This window comes from Alloacidobacterium dinghuense, from assembly GCF_014274465.1.
Lineage (GTDB): Bacteria > Acidobacteriota > Terriglobia > Terriglobales > Acidobacteriaceae > Alloacidobacterium > Alloacidobacterium dinghuense.
This window is the reverse complement of sequence record NZ_CP060394.1, coordinates 3816428-3839852: the sequence shown is the minus strand read 5'-3', so window position 1 is coordinate 3839852 and position 23425 is coordinate 3816428. Positions and strand designations below refer to the sequence as shown.

The following is a 23425-nucleotide window of genomic DNA, read 5'->3' as shown; positions in this document are numbered from 1 at the left end:
TCATGAGAACCCTCCCCTGTGCATTCTTGATTCTCTCGACATTCGCACTACAGTCGTTTGCCAGTATCACTGTCAGCAGTCCTGCCAACGCAAGTGAAGTGTCATCGCCGTTCGCCCTTTCGGCGAATGCTCCAAACTGCTCGTCGCAAAATGTGGCCGCGATGGGCTATTCGCTTGATGACAGTACAGACACGACCATTGTGAACAGCACATCGGTTCAGGCCTTGGTCACCGCTGCTCCTGGTACACATACGCTGCATGTGAAAGCATGGGGCGACCATGGCGCAGTGTGTGTTTCCGACATCCCTGTGACGATCGCAAGTCTTTCGAGCTCTCCCGTGGTTCCTTCGGATGCGATAAGTGTAAGTGGCATTCAAACACTGAGCAATTGGCAGGGAGTGAACGACTCGGGAAGCGGCTCCGGTATGTCAATCGGAAGCACAGCCATCACAAACTCTCCATCGCAATCGGGCCACACACGTCAATTTGCCACCACCTACGCGGACTCCGGTGCTGAGCGGTATTTCGTCTCTTTCGGGGACGATACAGAAGCCACAAACTTTCTGTACGATGCATGGGTTTACCTCAACGGTTCTTCCAGTCAAATCGCAAACCTGGAAATGGATATGAACCAGGTAATGCCGAACGGACAAACTGTAATCTTTGGAGTTCAATGCGATGGCTACTCCGGTACATGGGATTACACAACAAATGCGGGAACTCCTGCGAGTCCGTCAGACCGGTGGTTGCACTCAAAGGCATCCTGCAATGTGCGTAACTGGACGATAAATAGCTGGCACCACGTTCAGATCAGCTACTCCCGCGACAACTCGGGCAATGTTACCTACAAGTCTGTGTGGGTGGACAACGACAGGCAGGATCTAAACGCCACTGTGCCATCGGCTTTCGCGCTTGGCTGGGCTCCTGCTCTACTAACCAACTTCCAGGTAGATGGGCTCGGCGCAAAGGGATCGCCTGTCATCTATCTGGATAACCTGCGGGTCTATCGCTGGTAGACGAACGGTACATTCCCAGACGAGGGTGTCTAGGGTTTTTATCCAGACTATCTAGGGTGTTTGCCGGATATGCGGGAAGCCGACAATCGGCAAATATAAGGTCAAGCCCAAGGACGTGACAACTAAATGCGGGGGGCGATGCGGGGGCATCGCCTTTACCGGTCGACGAATTCAGAACACACGGGAATTCTGACTTTGGAGGACTCTTTGCCGTATCTTATTTTGGCCGATGATTCAGACATCTTCCGCGCGGGCGCAGCACGACTGCTTATGGCGGAAGAAGACCTGCGGATTGTTATGCAGTGCAAAGAAACCATCCGTTTGAATCGTGCAGTGGATTCTTATCCCAACGCAATTGTAGTAGTTGCCTCAAAGCTGCTGGCAAACTCTCCCGGCCTTCTTGCGCGCATTCAATTGAACAACGGGCGATCGATCGTAGTCGCCGAGATGGGGGAAGACGCGAAGACGTTTCTCGACCAGGGCGCGCACGGCCTGCTCTATCGCTCGGCTTCCGGTGCAATGCTGTTGGACTGTATACGTCAGGTCTGCCGTGGAGAGCACTATGTGCAGGCCGCTGACGTGGGTGCATCGCCCAGCGATCCCGTGGGCACCAGGGTCCGGGACGGATTAACGCCGAAAGAGCTTAAGGTTCTCTCTCTGATTATGCAAGGCTGCAAGAATCGCGAAGTGGGTCTCAAACTTAAAACCAGCGAACAGGTTATCAAAAATTACTTGCGTGGGATTTTCGACAAGGTCGGCGTGTCTGACCGACTGGAGCTGGCATTGTTTACGATTCATCACCCGACTTTGGCGGCTGCCGTGGCATCCGTGGAGGTAGCGTGAGGACAGCTCAGATGGATGCTTCAGAATTGGTCGATTTCAGGCGGAGCAATTTTCCCATCGCGCTTTGGCAGGACATGGTCGTGTTGAGTGTACATCACGACGAAAAGGGCGAGTTGCCCACAGACTGGAAGATTGCGACCGAACGCCTTGTATATGAAACGCTGTGCATTCTAGCGGCGGCCTTCAGCCCGGCAGCGACGCTCGAGCCAGATGCCTGGCTTGCGCAACGCTGGATCGGGACTGCTCCAGGCCAGTGCTGATGTGGTTCGCTAGGGCACATTCACGAAAATGATCTTGTGTGCAACCGCGTACTGAACCAATTCCGCTTTGTTGTGCAGATCCAGCTTGCGCATCAGATTGGTCTTGTGGGATTCCACAGTCTTTCCGCTTAAACCCAATATGATGGCGACGTCTTTGACTGTCTTGCCTTGTGCCAGCAACTTGAGAACCTCGCGTTCTCTCACAGTCAGGTGGTAATCAGCACCGGACTCTTCAATTGGCCGGTTGAAGAAGCGATCCGCCATCGGAATGTGCTTTTCTCCCCGATGTGCTTTCTCAATTGCGATCCTCAGCTCCTGCCTCTCGCTGGACTTAAGGACGTAGGCGTGCGCTCCTGCCTCGATCGCTCGCCGGATATATATGTCGTCGCTGTAGCCGCTAAGAAAAACAACTTTGAGACTGGGAACGGACTTTTTGGCAAGCCGAGATGCGTCGAATGGTGAATAGCCTGGCATGGCCACATCCAGAATAAGAATGTCGGCCCGCTCACGTACGGCGCAAGCCGCTGCTTGTCCGGCATCCTCGAAGGCGCCGACAAAATGGATGCCACCATCCCGCGCAAGCACTTCAAGCAAAGCTTGCCGTACCAGACTGTGGTCGTCAGCAATTACACAACGAATCAACTTTGACCTTCACGTTATTTTGGTTGTCATCGTTTCACAAAGAACCGGGCGTTTATGATCGGGGAAATCAATATTAAGTTCAAGTAAGACATCCTGGGCGGATGAAATTAGCCAATTTCGGCTGTTTTTTATAATTACCATGGCCCGAAAGTTATCAACGAAAACCAGCGAAGAATGAATATAGCACCACTCCCATCAGGAAGTCACCTTACGTAAGATCATGAGACCTTGGTGCGTGGACTAAGTAAATGAAATGGTTCCTATAGTTTCTGCCTCATCACGCAAGAAAGCAATCGACAGTCGTCGATTCCTGTCATCTAAAAAAGGCTGTCTCTATCCGGCCGCCAAACCATCTAGGATAGTTGAATGCGCCGGATCCTTCTTTTGGCTAACCCGCTCTTCGAGTCACTGAATGGGTCGGTTCTTCCGCGCATTCTGCGTGTCTTTGAGCAGGCCGGAGGCAAGGTCGAAGTTCTGGAGACGGGCGCGGAACGGGCGGCGGGGGGCAAGGCGAAGCGAGCGGTAGAACAAGGTGTGGATGCCATTATCGTCGCTGGCGGCGATGGTACGGTCTTCGATGTCTTGCAGGGAGTTGCCGGTTCGGATATTCCCCTCGGCATTCTTCCCTTTGGAACGGGGAATGTGCTGGCACAGAATCTGAAAATTCCTAAGAATCCCGCCGAAGCGGCCCGTTGGCTGCTGGCGGCAAAGCCTCGCCTCGTACCTCTAGGAAGAATCACTTGTTGCACTTCTGAAGGCAAGCGATCCTGGTTCTTTGCCATGGCTGCCGGCATGGGAGTGCATGCCGCCATGATGGAGGTTGCGCGGCGCAACCAGAAGGACAGAACGGGACGTCTTGCTTACTTCTCAGCCGGAGCCAGAGTGCTCTTTTCGCATCCTGTGCAGCCCTTCAAATTGAAGATCACAACTGTCGAGGGCGAAGTGCTCGAAAGGAGCGCCTCAGAAATGATTGCCGTGCGCGTGGCGGAACTGAATCTCTGGCGCCCGGGAGCCAGTTTGGATTTCCCCTTTCTGCGGCTTGCGAGCGTTGAGGGTGCATCGCGTCGACGTCTTGCGCAAGCCTCCTTCCAGGCGCTGTTTCTCGGTGCAGGCCAGCGCGAACGTCGACAAACCGACCGAGCGGCAGCTCGCTACGAGGACGTGTTGCGCGTGGAATGCGCGCCAATCCCAGGCATAACCTATGACGTGCCGATTGCAGTCGAAGCAGACGGTGAAATCCTTGGAGCTTCCTGCGCCACGATCGAAATGGCCAATGTGAGTGTCAGGTTGCTGTCTCATCCTGTCCCCGCTGCATGACTCGATCGTTGACATCGATTGAGTCGAAACCACTCCTCCAAAACAACCGAAACCACTCCTCCAAAACAACCTTTGAGTGGTCTGCTTTTTTCGCACTTGCCCTGAGAGTCAAACACTGCGAATGTGGGAGAGTCTTTGTTCTCTGGGGCTATCGATGCGAACTTCCGAATGGATCCAGGCAGGTTTCGCTACCATTCTGGCTGTAGCTGCGTGGATTCGACCGCTGCCCGCAGGACGCCGGCGGATCGTAACACTGCTCGCAGTTCTTGCCCTCCTTGCGATTGCTGCGGCGCGCTCCTCTCAACGCGTATTCGATCCCTACAGTGTCTCGGTTCTTCGTGATTGGTTGCCGGTGGTTTTGATGCTCGTGCCCTATTGGCAGACAGGCCAGTTCTTCATGGGACCGAACGAAAAAATTCAGAGTTGGCTCATCAAGACTGATCGCTCGCTATTGAACGTTGTGCCCCACTTGGGCGGAGCGTTTGATCGTCTTACCCGCGGCTCCATCGAATGGGCCTACATGTTTTGCTATCCGCTGGTGCCGTTGGGACTCGGTGTGCTCTACGCTGCGGGTTTGCGTCAATATACGAGCACCTATTGGTTTCTTGTTCTCGTGCCAACCTATGTGTGCTATGGCATCACTCCATTCGTGCCCGCTCTGCCGCCGCGGAGTATCCATGCAGAACCAAAAGCTGCCGCGAACAAAGGCCGTGTGCTCAATCTCTGGCTTCTGAAATATGGAAGCATTCACGCGATCTCGTTTCCCAGCGCTCACGTTGCCTCTGCGTTGGCAGTATCGCTCGTCCTGCTGCATTTCGTGCCGATCGCAGGTGTGGTTTTTCTGGTTGTAGCATTCGCGATTGCAGTTGCTGCAGTGGTGGGTGGATATCACTATGCAATCGATGTGCTCCTGGGAGCGGCGATGGCATTGATCGTCGCTGCGGCCTGGTTCAGTCACTTGATACCAAGCACCCTCATCACAGCGCCCGCCATGGCTTTAGCGGCAGGGTTCTGAGGCCTGCCATTCTCCGGAGTAAGAAAGATCGAGGATAGAAATCTTATTCCCAAAGGAAGTTTGGCTGGCGTGCCCGCTTGTCCCGGCGGAAAGAATCTGGCTAATGCCTGTCGTGGTTTTTCGCGAACAAGATCAATCATTGCCACTCGATGCACGCATGAAATAGTGCAATAAGGAGCGCAGGGCTTCCGCGTCCAGTACTCTCGCTCAAGGTCCTCAGACGTGTACTTCTCCAACGGGATCGCAGGGTATCCTCGCTGCTGCGAACAGTAGTGAACGAGCCCATCTTCGCAAATGTAGAGATAACGGCTCCCCGCCCGGCACTGCCACTCGTTTGACTGACCTAGCGCGAGATTCTTGTGAAAGAGATTGTCGTACGCGAAGGCCCAGAAAGCCGGCTTCCTCTCACTTTGTATCTGCTGGTATACAGATCTCTCCTCGCCCTCTAAAGGGCGAAGTTGTCCGCTGTGATCATGGATAATGCCAACCGTAGTATCAAACCCCAGCTCAAGCGCGCGGCGCGTAATCGTTAACGCATCTGCCGGATTTCGAACCCCCGCTCCCAAAACAGAGTTGATATTCACGTCGAACCAGGCATGCTCGGCCAGCCACTGAAGCTTTTTGTCGAGGACTTTCAGGCTCTTTTTCGACACATCGTCCGGTTGTACGTTATCGATGCTGATCTGCAGATGTTCAAGACCAGCGCGATTGAGTTGCTGAATGCGTTCCGGAGTCAGCAAGTATCCGTTGGTGATCAGCGTAGCGATAATGCCGTGGCTGCGAATTCTGCGAATGATTTCATCGAGTTCGGGATGCAGCAGCGGTTCGCCGCCACTGAACGTAATAATGCCTGTACCGAGAGCTGCAAGAAGATCCACACGACGAAGCATCTCCGCGATCGGCACGGGAGAGGATACCTTGTCATATTCATTGCAGTACGCGCAGGAAAGATTGCAGCGCCGGATTGGAATAATATGAGCGAGGATTGGATGATGGCTTGACTTGATGGCACGGCCCAGCATGCGCGCCTGACGAAAGCGGCGATCGAGGGATCGCAGGTTCCTAACCGATCGGGCAAGCGTCATTCTGACCACCCACACCTGCAAGTCTCATTCAGTTTACGCGATGCCTGAGATATCGAGCCTTTTCTGCCCGGTTGAGGGTTCGATTTTCAATCCTCGTGAGTCATTCGTCCATCAGATACGCCGCATTCTCTCAGGGGGCTTCTAGGACATTTGTCCTGCTCGAAAACCGTATTACAGCCTGATGACAGGCCGATCTCATCGTTGTTCAATTCTCCCAAGTCAAAAGTTGTACGAGAAAGGTTGCGTCGCTCCCTGAGTATTCCTACATCCGCTGATCGGCACGAGAGCGATGGCATATCGGATCGTCGGTTTTCCTGGGGTTCTGACTGTTTCATTCAAAATCTGGAGAGATAGAGAGCATGAAACGCTTGTTTTTGCTGTGTATTAGGCCAGTAGCAGTGGTTGGAATCTTCCTGATCGGTGGAATGCTGCGAGCCCAGGTTGCGAATAACACTGCGCTTGTAGGAACGGTGGTAGATCCGACCGGCGCCCCGATTTCCGGGGCGAACGTAACCGCCGTAAACGAAGAGACGAAGGTTGTCTATCCCGGTGCGACGAATGCGGAAGGCTACTACTCCATCACCTTTATCGTTCCCGGAACGTATGACATCGCCGTTGAGCAATCAGGGTTCAACAAGCTGACGAAGACCGGGCTTGTTCTAACCATCAACCAGGCATTGCGAACCGATTTCAATCTCACAGTTGGCTCAACGACTGCATCGGTGACTGTGTCCGCAACCATGCCTGCGATTGCGACCGACGATGCAACGCTCGGGGAGACATTCGATACAAAGGCAGTGGAAGACTTGCCCTTGATTGGCCATAATGCCCTTGAAGTAGCGGCCACAGCGTCGAATGTGATGATTGGCCCGACGAGCAACTATTCGGGCGTTCCTCCGGGCGAGGATTTTATTGGCGCCGGGCAGCGCGAGATTCAGAACAGTCTCAATCTCGACGGCGTCTCGATCATGAATAACCTCATCAGTCTTGCACCTGCGCGCCCCAGCACGGACATGATTTCCGAAGTGCAGATGCAGAGCGGCAACTACACCGCGCAGTATGGATCGTATCTTGGGCTGCACATTAATCTGATCAGCAAATCAGGCACCAACAGCTTGCACGGTGCTGTTTACGACTACATTCAGAACACTGCGCTCAATGCGGCTCCGTTCTTCAATCCTCAAGGTGCGCCGACGCCGATTCAGCACTACAACCAATACGGTTTTGATCTCGGCGGTCCGGTCTACATTCCAAAGATTTATAACGGGCGCAATAAGACCTTCTTCTTCGCTTCATACGAAAAAATCAATCAGGTACAGCAGTCGAATCAGGGACCTGTCTCCACGTTGACATCAGCCATGGAAGCTGGCGATTTCTCGTTCCTGAATGGAAGCCAGCAACTATACGATCCATATACAGGCCAGCCTTATCCCAGCAATCAGATTCCAGCTTCTGAGCTGAACACCCCGGCGGGGCAAATCGCCAAGAACATTGAACAATACATCGCGCCGCCGAACCTTCCGGGCAGCACGAATAACCTGAACGTGAACTATCCGGCGAATCTCTTCATTAAGCAGAGCCTGGACCGTATTGATGAGAATATTGGCGAACACGTTCGTCTCTTCGTTCGCTATCACTGGCAAAACCTGAGCATAGTGGGTGGCGATCCATTTCCGACCGACGCGTCGTACGGGCCCACGGATACCAGAAACATCGCGATCGGCTACACGCACATCATCACGCCAAACCTGGTCAACGATTTCCGTGTCGGCCTCAATACCGTCACTTCAAATAACCTCAACTATTTTGCTGAAAATGGTCTGACGGATGCGGGAACGAAGCTCGGCATTCCTGGCTTTGACTCTGATTCGGTCTACAACAACCCCGGAATCCCATCCATCAATTTTGATACTTACCATGAAGCTGGAAACGACGCGTCGAACTGGTACCAGGACGACCGCACCATTGACGGCTATGACCAGGTGAGCTGGACCCACGGCAAACATAACATCATGGCTGGCGCAGAACTGCGGAAGCTCACGATTGGACGTCAGGCAACGAACGAGCCTCGTGGCGCGTTCAGCTTCACTGGCACTGCACCCACCGATGCAGGCTACACGAGCACAGGCTATGGCGCTGCGGACTTTGTCATTGGTCTGGCTCAAAGCGCAATGACTCCGGTTCTTCCCGTCAAGGGATCGATCGGCGAATGGCGCGACGGCTTCTTTGTTCTCGACAACTGGCAGCCGTTTCGGAAGCTCACTTTGAATTATGGTTTGCGCTACGAACTCCCAACCGTGCCGTACAGCTTGAACGGTTATGCACGCATTCTGAATCCGGACCAGACGGCGCTCATTCCTGCTTCGAATGCTTCGGTTGCCGCAGACTTTACGCCAACTCCGGGATTCAAATTCAACGCTCCCAACCACAACAATTGGGCTCCGCGAATCGGCTTCGCTTACCGGGCCACGGAAAACACGACGCTGCGCGGTGGATTCGGCATTTACTACAACGCGAACCAGCTCAACACATACACGCTGACGACGCAGAACTATCCGCTGTCAGCCTCGGTTAATTACTTTTCAACGGCGTCGGCCTTGCTCTCGCTGTCGAGCCCCACTCCGGGTGCTGGATCAGGATCGCCAGTGGCCGGCACTTGTACTCCGAAGTGCACGTATGTGAGTGCGGTCACGATGGGGCCGTATCTGCCGACGCAGACTTTGTATCAGTGGAATCTCTCATGGGGGCAGGATCTGTGGAAGGGTGCCGGCGCTGAGCTGCAGTACCTGGGCTCGCATGCGATTCACCTGGATCGCGATTTCTACGACAATGCGCCGCAGCCCTCAACGAATAGAAACATCAACATCCGCAGGCCGAATCAGCTCTTTGGCTCGATCCGACGGATCCAGAACGATGAGTATTCGCACTACAACGGCTTCACGGCGATTTTGCGGCAGCGCGCAAGCCATGGTCTGTCGGGCATGCTGAGCTACACGTGGAGCCATGACCTGGACATCACGGATAACTCGAATGGCGCGACTACGACGATGGATCAGTACAACATCGGGCTCGATTATGGTGATTCGAACTGGGATATCCGCAACCGCTTCGTAGGCACAGTAACGTACGACCTGCCTAACATTCCCCATGCCAACGCTTTAGTGCGCGAAGTCTTGGGAGGATGGCAGACGAACGCGATTGTGACGCTCCAGACGGGCGAGCCGTTTAACGTCAACCTGGGCTTCGACAACGCAAACGTCGGTTTGCCCAGAGGCAACGTCCAGCGCCCCAACGTTCTTCATCCGGCGATGGCGCATTGCAGCCTGCACGACTACATCCGGAATGGCGGTTATAACAACGGCGGAACATCGTGTATCGATGCATCGGCGTTTGTTATTCCCGCGGTGGGCACCTATGGAGACTCAAGACGCAATTCCATCCATGGTCCGGGATACAGCAATGTGAACTTCTCCATCTTCAAGAACTTTAATATCTGGGAGAACCTGAAGTTCCAGTTCCGCGCGGAAGCGGGAAATCTCTTCAACCATCCCAGCGCCGGCAACCCGAACTCGGAGATCGAGCAGGGGTTTGATCCAACGAATCCGGTGGCCACGAGCAACTTTGGCACTGTCACGACTACCAGTACTTTCTACGCGCCGCGTACGATCCAACTCGCTGGAAAGCTGGTTTTCTGATGATGTCGAACCCCACGATGTTGGCCTCCCTACAGCCGCTGCACATGCAGCGGCTTCTTTTTCGGTCGACGTCGCGCTTAGGTCAATTGACGTATCTTTCGGCAAGGCGATGGGCCGATGACAGCGTGCCCGTTGATCTCTAAGTTTTAAATTTCATCCCTTCGTATGATCATGGGTTGGAGCTTCTTGGAGGGAGCAAATGCAGTTTGGCAAATATTGTTCATTAGCGGTTGTTGCGATTGGCACTGGGTTGGTGTCTGCCGGTGCGGCCAGTGCTCAGGATTACGACATGATTCTGCAGGGTGGCCACGTTCTTGACGCGAAGAATCATGTGGATGCGGTGGAAGATGTTGCCGTGAAAGACGGGTTGGTCGCCGAAGTTGCGCCGCATATCGACCCGAAAAAGGCTGTAAAGACAATCGACGTAAAAGGGTTCTACGTTACGCCCGGTCTCGTCGATATCCACGTGCATGTTTATGCGGGAACAGGTGAGAAAGAGTCATACGCGGGCGACAACAGCGTCTATCCGGACGGCTTCACGTTTCGCGTCGGTGTCACAACGGTCGTAGACGCCGGCGGTTCGGGATGGCGCAACTTCGAGGACTTCAAGCAGCGCATCATTGACCGCTCGAAGACGCGCGTCCTGGCGGATTTGAATATCGTAGGTTCCGGCATGCGCGGACCGAAATATGAAGACAATCTTGATGACATGGATGGCGAAGCCACCGGCAAGATGGCGCTGAAATACCCCGGAGTCGTCGTCGGCATCAAGAGCGCGCATTTCACCGGGCCGGAATGGAAGCCCTATGAGCAGGCGGTCATTGCCGGCAACATCGCGAACATTCCCGTGATGATCGACTATGGCTCCCGTCGTATTGAAAGGCCACTCTACGATCTGCTGTCTCAGAAGCTGCGTCCCGGAGATATTTATACGCATTGCTATTCGGGTCTGCGCGGAGAACAAGACCCCGAAACGGGCAAGGCCAGCAAGGCCCTACTTGTCGGACGCCAGCGCGGAATCTATTTCGATGTAGGGCACGGTGGAGGATCATTCGCATGGACCGTTGCGATTCCCGTGATGCAGGGTGGCTTTCAACCTGATTCGATTTCTACGGATCTGCACATCAGCAGTATGAATGCCGGCATGAAAGACATGCTCAACGTGGCCGACAAATTTCTGGCGATGGGGCAAACCATTCCGCAGGTCGTAACCGAGATGACATGGAATCCAGCGCACGAGGTCAAGCAGGATCAGCTCGGCAATCTTTCCGTCGGGGCTCCGGCAGACATCGCAGTTCTCAGCGTCGAGCACGGCAAGTACGGTTTCGTCGACATGTACAACACGAAGTTGATGGGAACGCAGAAGCTCATCTGTCAATTGACGGTGCGTGGCGGAAAGGTAGTCTACGATCTGAACGGCATTTCATCCGATCTTTGGAACTCGTCTCCCACCAGCGACGTCAAACTGGCAAGTCGCTGGACGACTTTCACCGAGCGACCCTTCGGCGGCGCAGCGCATAAGAAGTTTCCGGAGTCTACACCGGTGAAGTAATACGCATCTCGACAATGCGTCCGGATTGAAACGAATGATGCGAATTCTGTGGCGAAGCTCGATCTATTTGCTTGCGTTGGTTGGCGTGTTTCTTGCAGCGAGCACCCGCGCAGCCGAGCCGGTTCCGCAGCAGGTGGGCTGGAGCACGCTCAAGATGCTCACTTCTTCCAGTGCTGAAAGTTCTCCTGTGCGGCAATTGAATGGCAAGCGCGTTTCTATCCCAGGTTTTATGGTGCCGCTGGAAGACGATGCGCAGGAGGTCACGGAGTTCCTTCTTGTTCCATATGCTGGCGCATGTATTCACGTTCCGCCACCGCCGCCGAATCAGATGGTCTATGTGCAGCTCACGCATGGGGGAAAAGCGAAGATGTCCTTTACTGAGCCCATCGTTGTGACCGGAGTATTGAAAATAACGAATGTCAAGAGTCCGTATGGAGATGTTTCCTACAACCTCGACGGAGATGCCGTCAAACCTTACGTGGAGCAATAATTGTCAGCGGTCCATCTGCAGGACGTCACATTTTCTTACGAGCAAAACGCTCCACTACTTCAGATCGATGAATTGCTGATCGATGAGGGAGAACGTGTTTTCCTTTACGGCCCCAGCGGCAGCGGTAAGACAACGCTGCTTGGTATCGTCGCCGGCGTGTTGCGAGCCAATACCGGAGAAGTGCAGGTGCTGGGAAAGGACTTGCGTCGCATGTCGCCTTCTGCGAGAGATCGCCATCGTGGCGCAGAGATGGGCTATATCTTTCAGAGCTTCAATTTGATTCCGTATCTTTCTGTTCGTGAAAATATTGCCTTGCCTTGCTACGTGCATGCCAGAAGGATGAAGCGGATTATGGCTTCCACGCTTGACGGCGAGATTGCGCGCATAGCCGGGCGGCTTGACCTCGGCGATATCCTGCACAAACGGGTTACCAAGCTGAGTACAGGGCAGCAGCAGCGTGTGGCCATCGCCCGCGCTGTTATCGGAGCGCCGCGTCTGGTAATCGCTGATGAGCCCACTTCCTCGCTCGACCGCGATCGTCAGGAGAGCTTTCTTCGACTCTTGATTGAAGTCTGCGATGAGGCCCGTTCGACGCTGATCTTTGTCAGTCACGACAGCTCCTTGATGTCACGATTTGAGCGCCATATATCGGTGCCGGAAATCAATCAGGTGGTCTTATGCTAGTTCTGTTGCGCCTTGCCTTTTCCTCTTTGAAGAGTCGGGTCGTGACCACAAGCCTTACTGTTTTTTCCATTGCGCTGAGTGTTTTGTTGCTCGTAAGTGTGGATCGTATCCGGCAGGGCGCACAGGAAGGTTTCTCCGGCACCTTGAGCCAGACCGATCTGGTCGTTGGAGCGCGCGGAGGGGCGCTGCCGCTCCTGCTGTATTCGGTATTTCATATAGGCACGCCCTCAAATGAAATCTCCTACACATCGTATGAACATTTCCGTGATCATCCAGCAGTGCAATGGACGATTCCTTTGTCGATGGGCGATAGCCATCATGGCTATCGCGTAATTGCGACTGACGAAAATTTTTACGAGCACTATCGCTTTCATCGCGACCACTCGCTTCAGTTCACAGATGGAACAGCACCGGACGGCATCTTCGACGCCGTCATCGGGAAGGAGGTAGCGGAGCGCCTCGGTTATCACGTCGGCTCAAAGATTGTCTTGAGCCATGGGCTTGAAGACGTCAGCCTGCTGAAGCATGGCGATAAGCCTTTCACCGTGGTCGGCATTTTGGCGCGCACGGCAACTCCTGTAGACCGCGGCATCTATATCACGCTGTATGGTGAGGAGGCGATCCATCTGGACTGGGCTGGAGGTACGCCGCCCGCTCTCGGAGAAGAAGTTCCCGCCGCGAAAATTCGTAAGGAAGACCTGCACATCCAGAACATCAGTGCATTTCTTGTTCGCACGCGGTCGCGTGTTGATACCTTGCTCCTTCAGCGTGAAATTAACAATTATCGGGACGAGCCGTTAACCGCGATCATTCCGGCTCTCACGCTGCAGGAACTCTGGAGCATGCTCAGCTACGCGGACGTCGCGCTCTCACTTGTCAGTGGCGCCGTACTCGTCGTGGGCCTCGTGGCCATGCTCATTGCCCTCTACACCGCATTGAATGAGCGGAGAAGGGAAGTTGCCGTCCTCCGGGCAATTGGATTTCATGCGCGCCAGATTTTTATTCTCTTCGTGCTTGAGTCAACGCTCATCAGCGCAGCCGGAATGGCCTTTGGTCTTATTGCAGCTTATGGGTTGCTATGGCTTGCTCGTGCTCCTATGGAGGCGCACTTCGGCATACCTTTGGCGATGGTCGGTGTCTCGTCGCGAGTCTCCCTATATGCTTGTGTAGTCGTACTGGCGGGCGCGCTGCTCGGTTGTGTGCCTGCCATTCGCGCATATCGGAACGGATTGATCGACGGACTCAATGCGCACTGACGCGGAATGATATTTTTCAACGGAGTGTAGATGTCACCCGAACGCCGCTCGCAAGTACGTTTTTATCTTTCATTTCTTCTCTTCATTCTCAGCGCCGTCGCATTTCTTGATCGGACCAATATCTCAATCGCCGGGCTGCAGATCAGCGCTGAATATGGGCTCGGGAATCAGCATTTGGGTTGGATCTTTTCGGCCTTCCTTGTCGGATACGCCGGCTTGCAAATTCCTGCTGGCTGGATGGCCGCGCGCTTTGGCCCACGTCGTGTCCTTGCTCTTGGTGTTCTGTGGTGGGGCGTTGTCACCGAGCTTACCGCGCTGCTGCCAACGGATATGTCGCACGCAGTTGCTGTTTTGATCGCGATCCGATTTGCTCTTGGCGCGGGTGAGTCCGTTGTGTACCCCGCGGCAAACCAGTTTGTCGCACAATGGATTCCGCAGCAGGAGCGGGGTTTCGTCAACGGACTCATCTTCGCAGGCGTCGGAGCAGGAAGCGGCCTGACGCCGCCGTTGTTGACGTGGCTCATTACAAATCACGGCTGGCGCGCCGCCTTCTGGTTCAGCGCCCTTATCGGAGTCGTTGCCGGCATGGTCTGGTGGTTTGCTGCTCGCGATACACCCGAGGAGCATCCCGCAGTATCCGCGGCTGAACTGAAAAAAATTCAGGATGGCCTGGAAGAGTACCAGGAGCGTCCCGCAGTAGCGCCGACAACCACAGAAAGGCCAGGTTCCTCTGGGATCTCCTGGCGGGCAATCTTTCACCGTACTGACCTCGCCGCGCTGATGGTCGGATATTTCGGTTTTGGCTACATCGCCTGGATTTTCTTCAGCTGGTTTTTTCTTTATATGGCGCAGGTACGCGGCTTTGATTTGAAATCAAGTGCGCGCATTTCCATGCTGCCTTTTCTTTCGATGACAGTTTTCTGCCTCGCTGGCGGCGCTTTAAGCGATCGACTGACGCGTAAATACGGCCTGCGCACTGGCCGTTGCTATCTCGCCTCAGCCGCACTTTTTTCAACCGCCATTTTCCTGCTCTTGGGTTCGCAGGTACAAAGTCGCAGTCTCGCTGGACTGATACTGGCAGGCGGCGCCGGAATGCTATACCTCTCCCAGAGTTCTTTTTTCTCGGTCTCCGTCGATATTGCGGGACGCAGCTCCGGCGTTTTTTCCAGCATCGTGAACATGGGCGGGCAGATCGGCGGCGCGGTGACTGCTTCGCTCACTCCCTGGATTGCTCAACATTTTGGCTGGGGCAGTTCGTTCGGTGCGGCGGCAGTGCTGGCTCTGATTGGTGGGTTCTGTTGGTTGGTCGTTCACCCTGAGCGCCCGCTCGAAAGAACTTGATGGGCGCTGAGTGAATCGAAAAAACTGATTTGAGGCGATAAATGAAGCGCCGGATCGCCTTTACAACTTGCCCCGACTTGTGATGCCGTAAGAGTAATCCTTCCAGCATGGGGTGCTTTGTCCGATGTCCGCTCAAGCTCGTCCTCCGGCGTTCGAGGAGCGTCCTTGTGGGGCTGTGCCTGTTTGCCTTCTCCGTCGTCATACCCGCAAGAGTTTCGGCGCAAACAAATTTTCGCCTCTCTGAATACCAGAAGCAGGGATGGCAGGTAGAAGACGGCCTGCCGGAAAACAACGTCCGCATGATCGCGCAGGAGCCGGACGGTTCTTTGCTTCTTGCTACCGCTGCCGGCCTGACCACATTCGACGGCCTACGTTTCCAAAGTCTTCCCATCCCCGGAGATATCGACGGGGAGGCCGTGAATGCGGTCCTGATCGGAAAGAGTGGTGATCTCTGGATCGGGACCGACGGACGAGGCGTGTTGCAATACAACGGCTCCGGTACTCCCAACAACATCAGTGAGCTTGCTGGTCGTATGAATGAGCGAGTTCGAAGGCTGTATCAGGATTCGGCCGGCGTGCTCTGGATTGCAACGCAAAATGGTATTGAACGGTTTCATGATGGCCAGTTGGAAAGCTTCGGCGAGACTGGCATGATTTCCGGAGATATCGTCGCGCCTTTCGCCGAAGATAATCGCGGCGGCATGTTCTTTGTCACGTCGAACGGGCTCTTCCACGTGGTGCGCGGTGGAAAGCCGGAGCGCTATACGTTGCGCGATAGAACTCTGGGCAACCCGGTCGCCATTTATCGCGATCCGCTGCATCGCCTCTGGGTTGGCACGGCGAACAGTGTCGTTCAGTTAAAGCCACGCCAGCAAGGAGCAGCGTACGAAGAAGTCGTTGCAGCGCGCGTACCCACTCCCGTTACCGTGATGCTGGGCGATGCCCAGGGCAATCTCTGGGTTGGAACCCGTCACAGTGGCATTCGCCGAATCGGGAGTGATGGTGTCTCGTCGTGGTCGTCGCAGGATGGGCTGCCGGATGACACCATCCGCTCCCTCTTCATCGACAATGAGCACAACCTCTGGATCGGCATGTTCGCCGGCGGCCTGAGCCGCTGGCGCAGAGCGGCATTTGCTCCATATAGCGAACCGGACGGCTTTCCCGAAGCCTACGCATCGACAGTTTTGTCGGACAGCCATGGCGATCTGTGGCTGGGCACCTGGGACAAGGGACTCTATCGCGTCCACAACGGAAAACTCACGGTAATGACGCCGTCCGACATGCCTCTCTCCACGCATATTCGTGCGTTCGCTGAGAACCAGCGGGGACAACTGTGGATTGGAACCTGGTTCAACGGCATCTACCGCTATGACGGAACCTCCTTCCGGCACTATCTTCTCGGCACAGAGTCCCCAGGCAACGCCGTCAGCTCAATCCTGGTAGACCGCCACGGTGGTTTGTGGATCGGAACCTATCTCGGTCTGCTCTATTTTGCGAGTGGCGAACTCACTGGACAGCGGTCTCTGTTTCTCGATGCCAAGCTGATTACCTGCATGCTGGAAGATGTTGACGGCTCGATGCTGGTGGGCACGAATACCGGCCTCTTTCGCGTACGCGAAGGACACTCTACTCCCATTACCGATCTGCCGCATTCGCATGTGATTTCGCTGATTCGCGACAGTCTTGGCTATACGTGGATCGGCACAAGAGCCGGAGGTCTTGCTCTTCTCGTCCATGATCGCGCAGAGCCATTGAGCGCAAGGAGCGGCCTCCCGATGCTGCCCGTTCGCACAGCGGTAGAAGACGCGCATGGTCGCCTGTGGCTGGGAACCTCGCGTGGCATTGTGCGGGTTACGGTTGCTGCTCTACATGCCGTCGCTGACGGTGAAGATCGATATCTGGCGCCGGTTGTCTTTGGACGCGAAGACGGCATGCAATCCAGTGAATGCAATGAATTTCCTCAGCCGGGTTCAGCTCGCGCTCCCGATGGCACGCTCTGGTTTGCCACGACCAAAGGCTTCTCGCGCACAACGGGTGAAGCCAATCTCCCGGCTGCTTCAGGCCCCATCACTCCCACCCTGGGATGGACCTTTAGCGACGACTTAAATCGGGATCATGTCCTCAATGGATCTAGTGTTGAAATCGCGCCGGGCCAGTCTGATGTAACCTTCCTGTTCAACGCGATTCATCTCTCCAATCCCTCTCAGATTGAGTTTCGCTATCGCCTCAGCGGCTACGATCCGGATTGGACGACGACACAGGCGCGCATGGCGCGTTATCGTAAGCTTCCACCAGGCAAGTACACATTCGAAGTACAGGCGCGCAATAGTGGTGAACCGTGGGGGCCTTCGGTTGTTTCCGCAACCGTAAAGCAGCAGGGTTATTTCTATCAGACCTGGTATTTCTATCTCGCAGTCTTGTTGTTAGCTGCAGCGCTGGCGGTCCAGTTCTTTAGACAGCGCGTGAAGTTAGTCAAAGGACAGATCGGTGTCGTCATCGAGGAGCGGAATCGAATTGCGCGAGAGTGTCACGATACCTTGATGGCTGGCTTTGCCGCCATATCGTGGCAGCTTGAAGCGACTTCGAAAATCTTCCGCGATGGCGCGCTGGTGGACACGGCTGCAGCGAAATCCTGCGAGCTCGCACGTGGTATGGTCTCTCATTGCCAGGCTGAGGCCCGGCGCATCATCTGGGACCTGCGCGACACAGGAGACATGACCAACATCCTTTCCCATGCCCTGTCACGCACCTTGAATGCGCAGGAGCCGGGTGACTCGCTGGTCATCACGTTTCGCATGGAAGGGGATGAGGTGCCGCTCGCGCCGGCATATGTGCACCATCTTGTCTGTATCGGACAGGAGGCTGTTTCCAACGCCATGCGGCATGCTTCTCCTTCCCACATCGCCGTTCATCTGCGCTATGAGCCGGATTCGCTCAATCTGACCGTCAGGGACGACGGCAAAGGGTTTCGAGGCGACTCCTCCAAAGTGGGACATTTCGGAATCCCCGTCATGGAAGAGCGTGCCAGAAAAGTGGGCGGCGTATTGCGCGTGCAAAGCTCACATGATGAAGGAACGGAGGTATCCGTGAACGTCTCCTTTAATGCCCTGCAAAAGGTCAGCGGGCAGCAACATCAGTACATTGTTCCCTGGATCGGCATATGAAAGAGATTCGTGTCCTTCTGGTTGAAGATCATTATCTGGCGCGAATGGCGTTGCACTCGGTATTGTCAGGTCACTCGCAGATCCGAGTCGTAGGCGAAGCATCCGATGGCGAAGAGGGAATCGTGATGTATCGCTCCCTCCAGCCCGATGTGGCCGTGGTCGACTTGCGTCTGCCGCGTATGAGTGGCTTTGAGCTGATCACGCAATTGCGGCAGGAGTTTCCCAAGGCGCGCATCGTCGTCCTCTCAAATTATCAGGGAAGCGAAGATATTTACCGCGCCGTTCGCTCTGGTGCCATGGCATATCTCACGAAGGATGCGAGCGGCGAAGAACTGGTCAACGCGATCCAAAGTGTCGATCGTGGCCTTCGCTACCTTCCTCGCATAGCTCTCGACCGGCTGGCCGAGCGGATTCCATCCGTCGACCTGACCCCTCGCGAGTCGGAAGTGCTTGCCTGCATCGCTCAAGGCCGCTCCAATCGTGAGATTGCCGACGAGCTCCACATCGCGGAGAAGACGGTGCGGATTCACGTATCTTCAGTGCTCGATAAAATGGGAGCTCGCGACCGCACGCAGGCAACGATCTTCGCTCTCCAGCGAGGTCTCATCCATCTGGATTGAAAATTCCAACACACACCGGAGGTTAAGTTGAAGGCATCTGTGTTTTTCTTGCGTCGATGCACCATCGTGGCAGCTTCTGCTGTTATTGCCTTGGCCGCTACCCTTACCGTTACGCACATCGTTCTTGCCGACACTCCAAAGACCGCAGCCGACTATGCCGCCGACCCTGCACTGATGATCGATGCATATCGCCACGTTGAAGCCGCGTCCGTCTCGGATGCGATTGAGCAGCTGCTTCACGAAAAGCGCTATATGTCGCATCGCATGCAATCCATCTTCCCCGCTAAATTCGCGGGCACTGCTCTCACGGTCAAACTGGTGAAAGAGGAAAACCACGACCCAAATGCCTTGGCGGGCATGCTGAAGGCAATCGATACAGGCGGTCCGGGATCCGTCTATGTGATGACCGTTGAGGATGGCGCCGACATAGCTGGCATGGGCGGTCTCATGGGAACCGCCATGTTTTCACGAGGCTTTACCGGCGCTGTCATTGATGGCGGAGTTCGTGACCTTCCGCAGCTCAAGAAGATCGGGTTTCCCGTGTACTCAACAGGTCCGGTTCCATCCACATCCGTAAGCCACTACCGTTTCGGTGGAATGAATGTTCCTGTCGTCTGTGATGGAGTGAAGGTGGAACCGCAGGACATCATTGTGGCCGATCAGGATGGCGTCGTAGTCGTGCCGCGTGAAAAGGCTCCTGAAATCCTGGTGTTGGCGCAGCATCTGGATGACAGCGAGCACTCGATGTATCCTTTCATCGAAAAGTTTCACTCGATTGAAGAGGCCGTAAAGCAATTCGGCCGCCTCTAGCGCGACGCCGTAGGGCATTTGTCCTAATTTGTGAAGGGGCGTGTGACCGATGACAGCATGCTGAGCTTCGCGTGGAATGGTTGCACTGAAAGATCTGATGTTTTTCTACTGCTTGCCATTGAGACGGATCTTCGTCTCCTGAACATCGCTTTGCGTGAGGTGGATCAAGGAAATGCCTAAACAGGGTGCGGACAGTCGCCTTTCCCGCAGAAGATTTCTCAGTTTGTCTTCTACCGCGGCTGCCGCACTCGGCATCGCTCCTCTCGCTGTACGGCCTTCCGAATCGTTTGCCGAAAACGCTCCTTCCGCCGACGACTACTATGCAAAGTTAGGCGTCGCAAAGATCATTAACGCGGCTGGAACCTACACGTACCTCACCGCCGCGTGTATGCCTCCGCAAGTACAGCGAGCCGTGGCGCAGGCTGCGCTGCATCCTGTGCGGCTGAAAGACCTGCAACTCGCCGCAGGCGAGTATCTGGCGAAGAAGTTGCGCTGCGAGGCTGCTGTTGTTTCTTCAGGAGCATCGGCGGCGTTGACGCTCGCCACTGCGGCTTGCATCGCATCGGCGAATGGCGCGAGTCCACAGGAGATTCCGGAAAATGTGGACAAAATGAAAAACGAAGTTGTCGTGCAAAAGGCCCACCGCTATGAGTACGACCACGCCATGTTGCTGTGCGGTGCTCGTATCAAGGAAGTCGTCACGCTGGAAGACTACAAGCGAGCATTGAGTCCAAACACTATAATGACGAACTTTTTCAATGCCGCGGAGGCTGGACCGGATGGCGCACAGATCGACCGCGAAACCTGGTTGAGGGTCGCGCATGAGCACGGCGTTCCCTGCCACAATGACGCTGCTGCCGACATGCCCCCGATCGAAAATCTATGGAAGTACACAGGCATGGGCTTCGATCTGGTGTGCTTTTCCGGCGGCAAGGGAATTCGCGGTCCGCAGAATGCCGGATTGCTCCTTGGCAAGAAGCACCTCATCGATCTCGCGGTGGCAAACAACAACCCCAATTCCGACGCGGTGGGTCGCGGAATGAAAGTTGCCAAAGAACAGATTGTCGGCATGGTTGCCGCCGTGGATTGGCTCCTGGAACAATCCGACGAAAAGAACCAGGCGGAGTACATGCGGCTGACGAACATCATCGTAGATGCGGTGAAGGACGTTCCCACAATGAAGACGCGTGTCTTCATGCCGCCCATCGCAAATCATGTTCCGCATCTGTTGCTCTCGTATAACCCGTCGGTTGTGGGCCTTACGCCCCAGCAGGTCCAGGAAAAGTTGCGCGCTCAGACTCCCTCGATCGAATTGAATCCGGCAACAGGCACAAGCTCACGAGTCGGTCTTCCATCCGACGAGAATACGATCGTGATTTCTACCTGGATGTTGCAGCCAGGGGAGGCGGAGATCGTCGGTCGTAGTCTGAGAACAGCTCTGATGAAGACTTAGGTATAGCAGAGGGCATTTGCTTCCAAACCCAAAGGAGAGAATAAGCATGAAAGAGCAGTCGAGAAGAGGTCTTCTCAAGAATGCAGCGATAGCAGCCGCAGCTGTGGGCAGCTCGGCAATTCTAAGCGAAACCGCTTCAGCCAAAACAGAGAAGCTTGAAAAGAAAAGCTATCCGCCGCCAAAGCCCGGAGAAACCCCGCTCTTCAGTGGAGCAGTCTCATATGGCAACCTTCTCTTCCTCGCAGGCGTGGGAGCGCATTTCGAAGGAACGATTGAAGAACACACCAAGCATGTGCTCGATGAGCTAGAGCAGAAGCTTCAATCGGCGGGTTCGTCCATGGACAAGGTTCTGAAAGTGAATGTCTATCTCAACGACATCAAGGACTGGGAGAGAATGAACACCGTGTACAAAGGGCGTTGGGGAAGCGTTCCTCCGGTACGCACGACGATTGCGCCGGCTGGCGGCATCCCCGGCAATTCACTGGTCGAAATTGATTTAATCGCGTACATCTGAGCTGTTGTTCTGCTTAACAACACAATTCAAGAAGAATATAAGGTCTGTCCATGTCTCTCTTTCGTAATGCGCGCCCGTCCCGGCGAGAAGTTCTGAAGCAGTCGGGAATGCTTACAGCCGTATCTGCCGCTACGGCTGTTTCTCCCTTGGTTGCAAACGCTGCAACGATCGCCAAGCCGCAGCGATCGATCCACACTGCCGTTGAGGGAATAGACGGTGACAACCTTTTCACGCGCATCGGTGTTCGTCCGCTGATCAACGCGCGCGGCACGTACACCATCATTACCGGTTCCCGCTCTCTGCCGCAGGTAAAGCAGGCAATGCTCGAAGCGTCGAACTATTATGTTCATCTTGACGAGCTGATGCCCGCAGTCGGCAGCGAGGTAGCCAAGCTTATGGGCGCGGATGCAGCGATCATAACCACGGGATGCGAAGCGGCAATTGCCGTCGCAACAGTCGCCTGCATCGCGGGCGCAGACCCCGAGCGGACCCAGGCAATGCCTTATTCGAAGAAGCGCGATCAGGTCATCATTCCCAGGCATTCCCGCAATCCCTATGATTTTGGCGTGCGCATGTGCGGCGTCGAAATTGTCGAGGTGGATTCGGAAGAAGAGCTGCGCTCCAAACTCTGCGAGCGCACAGCAATGGTCTACATTCTCTCCAGCCCTGCCGCGGAAAAAGGCCCGCTCTCCATCCCGAACATCTGCTCCATCGCGAAAGAAAAGAACGTTCCCGTCTTCGTAGACGCTGCCGCCGAAGAGCCCCTCGTTCCAAACATCCATATCGGCCATGGCGCAACGCTCGTAGGTTATTCCGGCGGTAAGTGTATGCGCGGGCCGCAGGCGGCTGGAGTTCTTCTCGGTCAAAAGGACATTGTGCGTGCTGCATGGTTCAATGCCGCGCCACATCACAACTGGGGACGTGCCCTCAAAGTCGGTAAAGAAGAGTGCATGGGCATGCTGGCAGCCGTGCGCGAGTGGTACAAGCGTGACCACGCTGCCGAGCAGCGTGAATGGCTATCGTGGCTTCAGCACATCGAAGGCCGCGTAAAAGGCCTGCCTTCGGTCACGACCGAATATATTCAGCCCGAAGATCTTTCCAACCGCGCTCCGCAACTCCGTATCAATTGGGACGCCAACCAGCTCAAAATCACTGGAACAGAGCTGGTCGAGCGCCTCGACAAAGGCACGCCCCGCATCCTTGTCGACAGTGGCACCGGCAGGCGTCCCGACAAGATGCAGAGTTCTCTCACGATCATGCCCTACATGATGGCTGCCGGTGAGGAAAAGATCGTGGCTGATGCGATTTACGAAGGACTCACGCACCCGGGCCACTACGAAAATCCGGTCATTCCGCAGGGTGCTCCGGTGCAGATCGCCGGCAACTGGGCGGTCGAGATCAAATATATTCGCGGCATCGGAGAACAGAAATTCACTCTGCAGCAAGATGGAGACCGCGTGACCGGAACCCAGCAAGGCGAAATCTATAAGGCAGACCTGAAGGGTCTCGTGCAGGCCGACCATATTGAGCTGACGAGCGACATGGAGGTGCCCGGTAACTCCATTTTCTGGACATTCCGCGGAGTCGTTTCCGGCAGCAACGCGAGTGGCACGGTTCACATGGGCGAATATGGAGATGCTACCTGGACAGCGGTAAGGAGCTAATATC

19 protein-coding genes are annotated in these 23425 nt (G+C 55.1%); 17 read left to right on the top strand and 2 right to left on the bottom strand.

Annotation, left to right across the window (positions count from 1 at the left end; all coding sequences use genetic code 11):
* Positions 1-2: 2 nt before the first annotated feature.
* From H7849_RS15790 to H7849_RS15780, 3 genes are all read left to right on the top strand, one after another.
* Entirely contained in the window at positions 3-1016 is a 1014-nt protein-coding gene (locus H7849_RS15790; RefSeq protein WP_186740588.1) for a hypothetical protein, read from the top strand.
* A 207-nt stretch (positions 1017-1223) separates the two neighbouring features.
* Positions 1224-1859 (top strand): response regulator transcription factor, encoded by a 636-nt coding sequence (locus H7849_RS15785; protein ID WP_186740586.1) that lies wholly within the window; start codon positions 1224-1226, stop codon positions 1857-1859.
* Entirely contained in the window at positions 1856-2119 is a 264-nt protein-coding gene (locus H7849_RS15780; RefSeq protein WP_186740584.1) for a hypothetical protein, read from the top strand. The genes H7849_RS15785 and H7849_RS15780 overlap by 4 nt, the downstream gene beginning before the upstream one ends.
* A 9-nt stretch (positions 2120-2128) precedes the next feature.
* On the opposite strand, the gene H7849_RS15775 is transcribed toward H7849_RS15780, so the two are convergent.
* Entirely contained in the window at positions 2129-2761 is a 633-nt protein-coding gene (locus H7849_RS15775; RefSeq protein ID WP_186740582.1) for a LuxR C-terminal-related transcriptional regulator, read from the bottom strand.
* Positions 2762-3127: 366 nt separating this feature from the next.
* Here H7849_RS15775 and H7849_RS15770 point away from each other — a divergent pair, with 366 nt between their 5' ends.
* Positions 3128-4078, top strand: a complete 951-nt coding sequence (locus H7849_RS15770) for a diacylglycerol/lipid kinase family protein (RefSeq protein ID WP_186740580.1) — start codon at positions 3128-3130, stop codon at positions 4076-4078.
* Between the two features lie 154 nt (positions 4079-4232).
* Complete coding sequence (locus H7849_RS15765) at positions 4233-5093, top strand: phosphatase PAP2 family protein (RefSeq protein WP_186740578.1); 861 nt, start codon at positions 4233-4235, stop codon at positions 5091-5093.
* Here the strand turns inward: H7849_RS15765 and H7849_RS15760 are convergent.
* Entirely contained in the window at positions 5033-6178 is a 1146-nt protein-coding gene (locus H7849_RS15760) for a radical SAM protein (protein WP_186740576.1), read from the bottom strand. The two genes, H7849_RS15765 and H7849_RS15760, sit on opposite strands and share 61 nt — an antisense overlap.
* 359 nt (positions 6179-6537) lie before the next feature.
* On the opposite strand from H7849_RS15760, the gene H7849_RS15755 reads away from it, so the two are divergent.
* From H7849_RS15755 to H7849_RS15700, 12 genes are all read left to right on the top strand, one after another.
* On the top strand, positions 6538-9873 hold the full coding sequence (locus H7849_RS15755) for a TonB-dependent receptor (protein WP_186740574.1): 3336 nt from the start codon (positions 6538-6540) through the stop codon (positions 9871-9873).
* Between the two features lie 199 nt (positions 9874-10072).
* The gene (locus tag H7849_RS15750; RefSeq protein ID WP_186740572.1) at positions 10073-11425 is read left to right on the top strand and encodes an amidohydrolase/deacetylase family metallohydrolase; all 1353 of its coding nucleotides are present in this window, start codon (positions 10073-10075) and stop codon (positions 11423-11425) included.
* Between the two features lie 34 nt (positions 11426-11459).
* A complete protein-coding gene (locus H7849_RS15745) occupies positions 11460-11915 on the top strand; it encodes a DUF3299 domain-containing protein (RefSeq protein ID WP_186740570.1) in 456 nt (151 codons plus the stop codon).
* Positions 11916-12599: an ABC transporter ATP-binding protein gene (locus tag H7849_RS15740; RefSeq protein WP_186740568.1), complete on the top strand. Its 684-nt coding sequence runs from the start codon at positions 11916-11918 to the stop codon at positions 12597-12599.
* Positions 12600-12640: 41 nt separating this feature from the next.
* Complete coding sequence (locus tag H7849_RS15735; protein ID WP_251106302.1) at positions 12641-13855, top strand: ABC transporter permease; 1215 nt, start codon at positions 12641-12643, stop codon at positions 13853-13855.
* A gap of 30 nt (positions 13856-13885) precedes the next feature.
* Positions 13886-15196, top strand: a complete 1311-nt coding sequence (locus tag H7849_RS15730) for an MFS transporter (protein WP_186740565.1) — start codon at positions 13886-13888, stop codon at positions 15194-15196.
* Positions 15197-15363: 167 nt separating this feature from the next.
* Positions 15364-18360 (top strand): sensor histidine kinase, encoded by a 2997-nt coding sequence (locus H7849_RS15725; RefSeq protein WP_251106301.1) that lies wholly within the window; start codon positions 15364-15366, stop codon positions 18358-18360.
* Positions 18357-18980, top strand: a complete 624-nt coding sequence (locus tag H7849_RS15720; RefSeq protein ID WP_186740563.1) for a response regulator — start codon at positions 18357-18359, stop codon at positions 18978-18980. Before H7849_RS15725 ends, H7849_RS15720 begins: the two co-directional genes overlap by 4 nt.
* 27 nt (positions 18981-19007) lie before the next feature.
* Positions 19008-19790: an RraA family protein gene (locus H7849_RS15715; protein ID WP_251106300.1), complete on the top strand. Its 783-nt coding sequence runs from the start codon at positions 19008-19010 to the stop codon at positions 19788-19790.
* Positions 19791-19962: 172 nt separating this feature from the next.
* On the top strand, positions 19963-21243 hold the full coding sequence (locus tag H7849_RS15710) for a twin-arginine translocation signal domain-containing protein (protein WP_186740561.1): 1281 nt from the start codon (positions 19963-19965) through the stop codon (positions 21241-21243).
* 46 nt (positions 21244-21289) lie between these two features.
* A complete protein-coding gene (locus H7849_RS15705) occupies positions 21290-21757 on the top strand; it encodes a RidA family protein (protein ID WP_186740559.1) in 468 nt (155 codons plus the stop codon).
* Between the two features lie 107 nt (positions 21758-21864).
* The gene (locus tag H7849_RS15700; protein ID WP_349627429.1) at positions 21865-23421 is read left to right on the top strand and encodes a PLP-dependent transferase; all 1557 of its coding nucleotides are present in this window, start codon (positions 21865-21867) and stop codon (positions 23419-23421) included.
* Positions 23422-23425 lie beyond the last annotated feature (4 nt).

Coding starts and splice junctions, on each gene's coding strand:
- H7849_RS15790 (WP_186740588.1), top strand. CDS start 3: ATGAGAACCCTCCCCTGTGCATTCTTGATTCTCTCGACATTCGCACTA.
- H7849_RS15770 (WP_186740580.1), top strand. CDS start 3,128: ATGCGCCGGATCCTTCTTTTGGCTAACCCGCTCTTCGAGTCACTGAAT.
- H7849_RS15765 (WP_186740578.1), top strand. CDS start 4,233: ATGCGAACTTCCGAATGGATCCAGGCAGGTTTCGCTACCATTCTGGCT.
- H7849_RS15760 (WP_186740576.1), bottom strand. CDS start 6,178: ATGACGCTTGCCCGATCGGTTAGGAACCTGCGATCCCTCGATCGCCGC.
- H7849_RS15755 (WP_186740574.1), top strand. CDS start 6,538: ATGAAACGCTTGTTTTTGCTGTGTATTAGGCCAGTAGCAGTGGTTGGA.
- H7849_RS15750 (WP_186740572.1), top strand. CDS start 10,073: ATGCAGTTTGGCAAATATTGTTCATTAGCGGTTGTTGCGATTGGCACT.
- H7849_RS15745 (WP_186740570.1), top strand. CDS start 11,460: ATGATGCGAATTCTGTGGCGAAGCTCGATCTATTTGCTTGCGTTGGTT.
- H7849_RS15730 (WP_186740565.1), top strand. CDS start 13,886: ATGTCACCCGAACGCCGCTCGCAAGTACGTTTTTATCTTTCATTTCTT.
- H7849_RS15720 (WP_186740563.1), top strand. CDS start 18,357: ATGAAAGAGATTCGTGTCCTTCTGGTTGAAGATCATTATCTGGCGCGA.
- H7849_RS15710 (WP_186740561.1), top strand. CDS start 19,963: ATGCCTAAACAGGGTGCGGACAGTCGCCTTTCCCGCAGAAGATTTCTC.
- H7849_RS15705 (WP_186740559.1), top strand. CDS start 21,290: ATGAAAGAGCAGTCGAGAAGAGGTCTTCTCAAGAATGCAGCGATAGCA.
- H7849_RS15700 (WP_349627429.1), top strand. CDS start 21,865: ATGCTTACAGCCGTATCTGCCGCTACGGCTGTTTCTCCCTTGGTTGCA.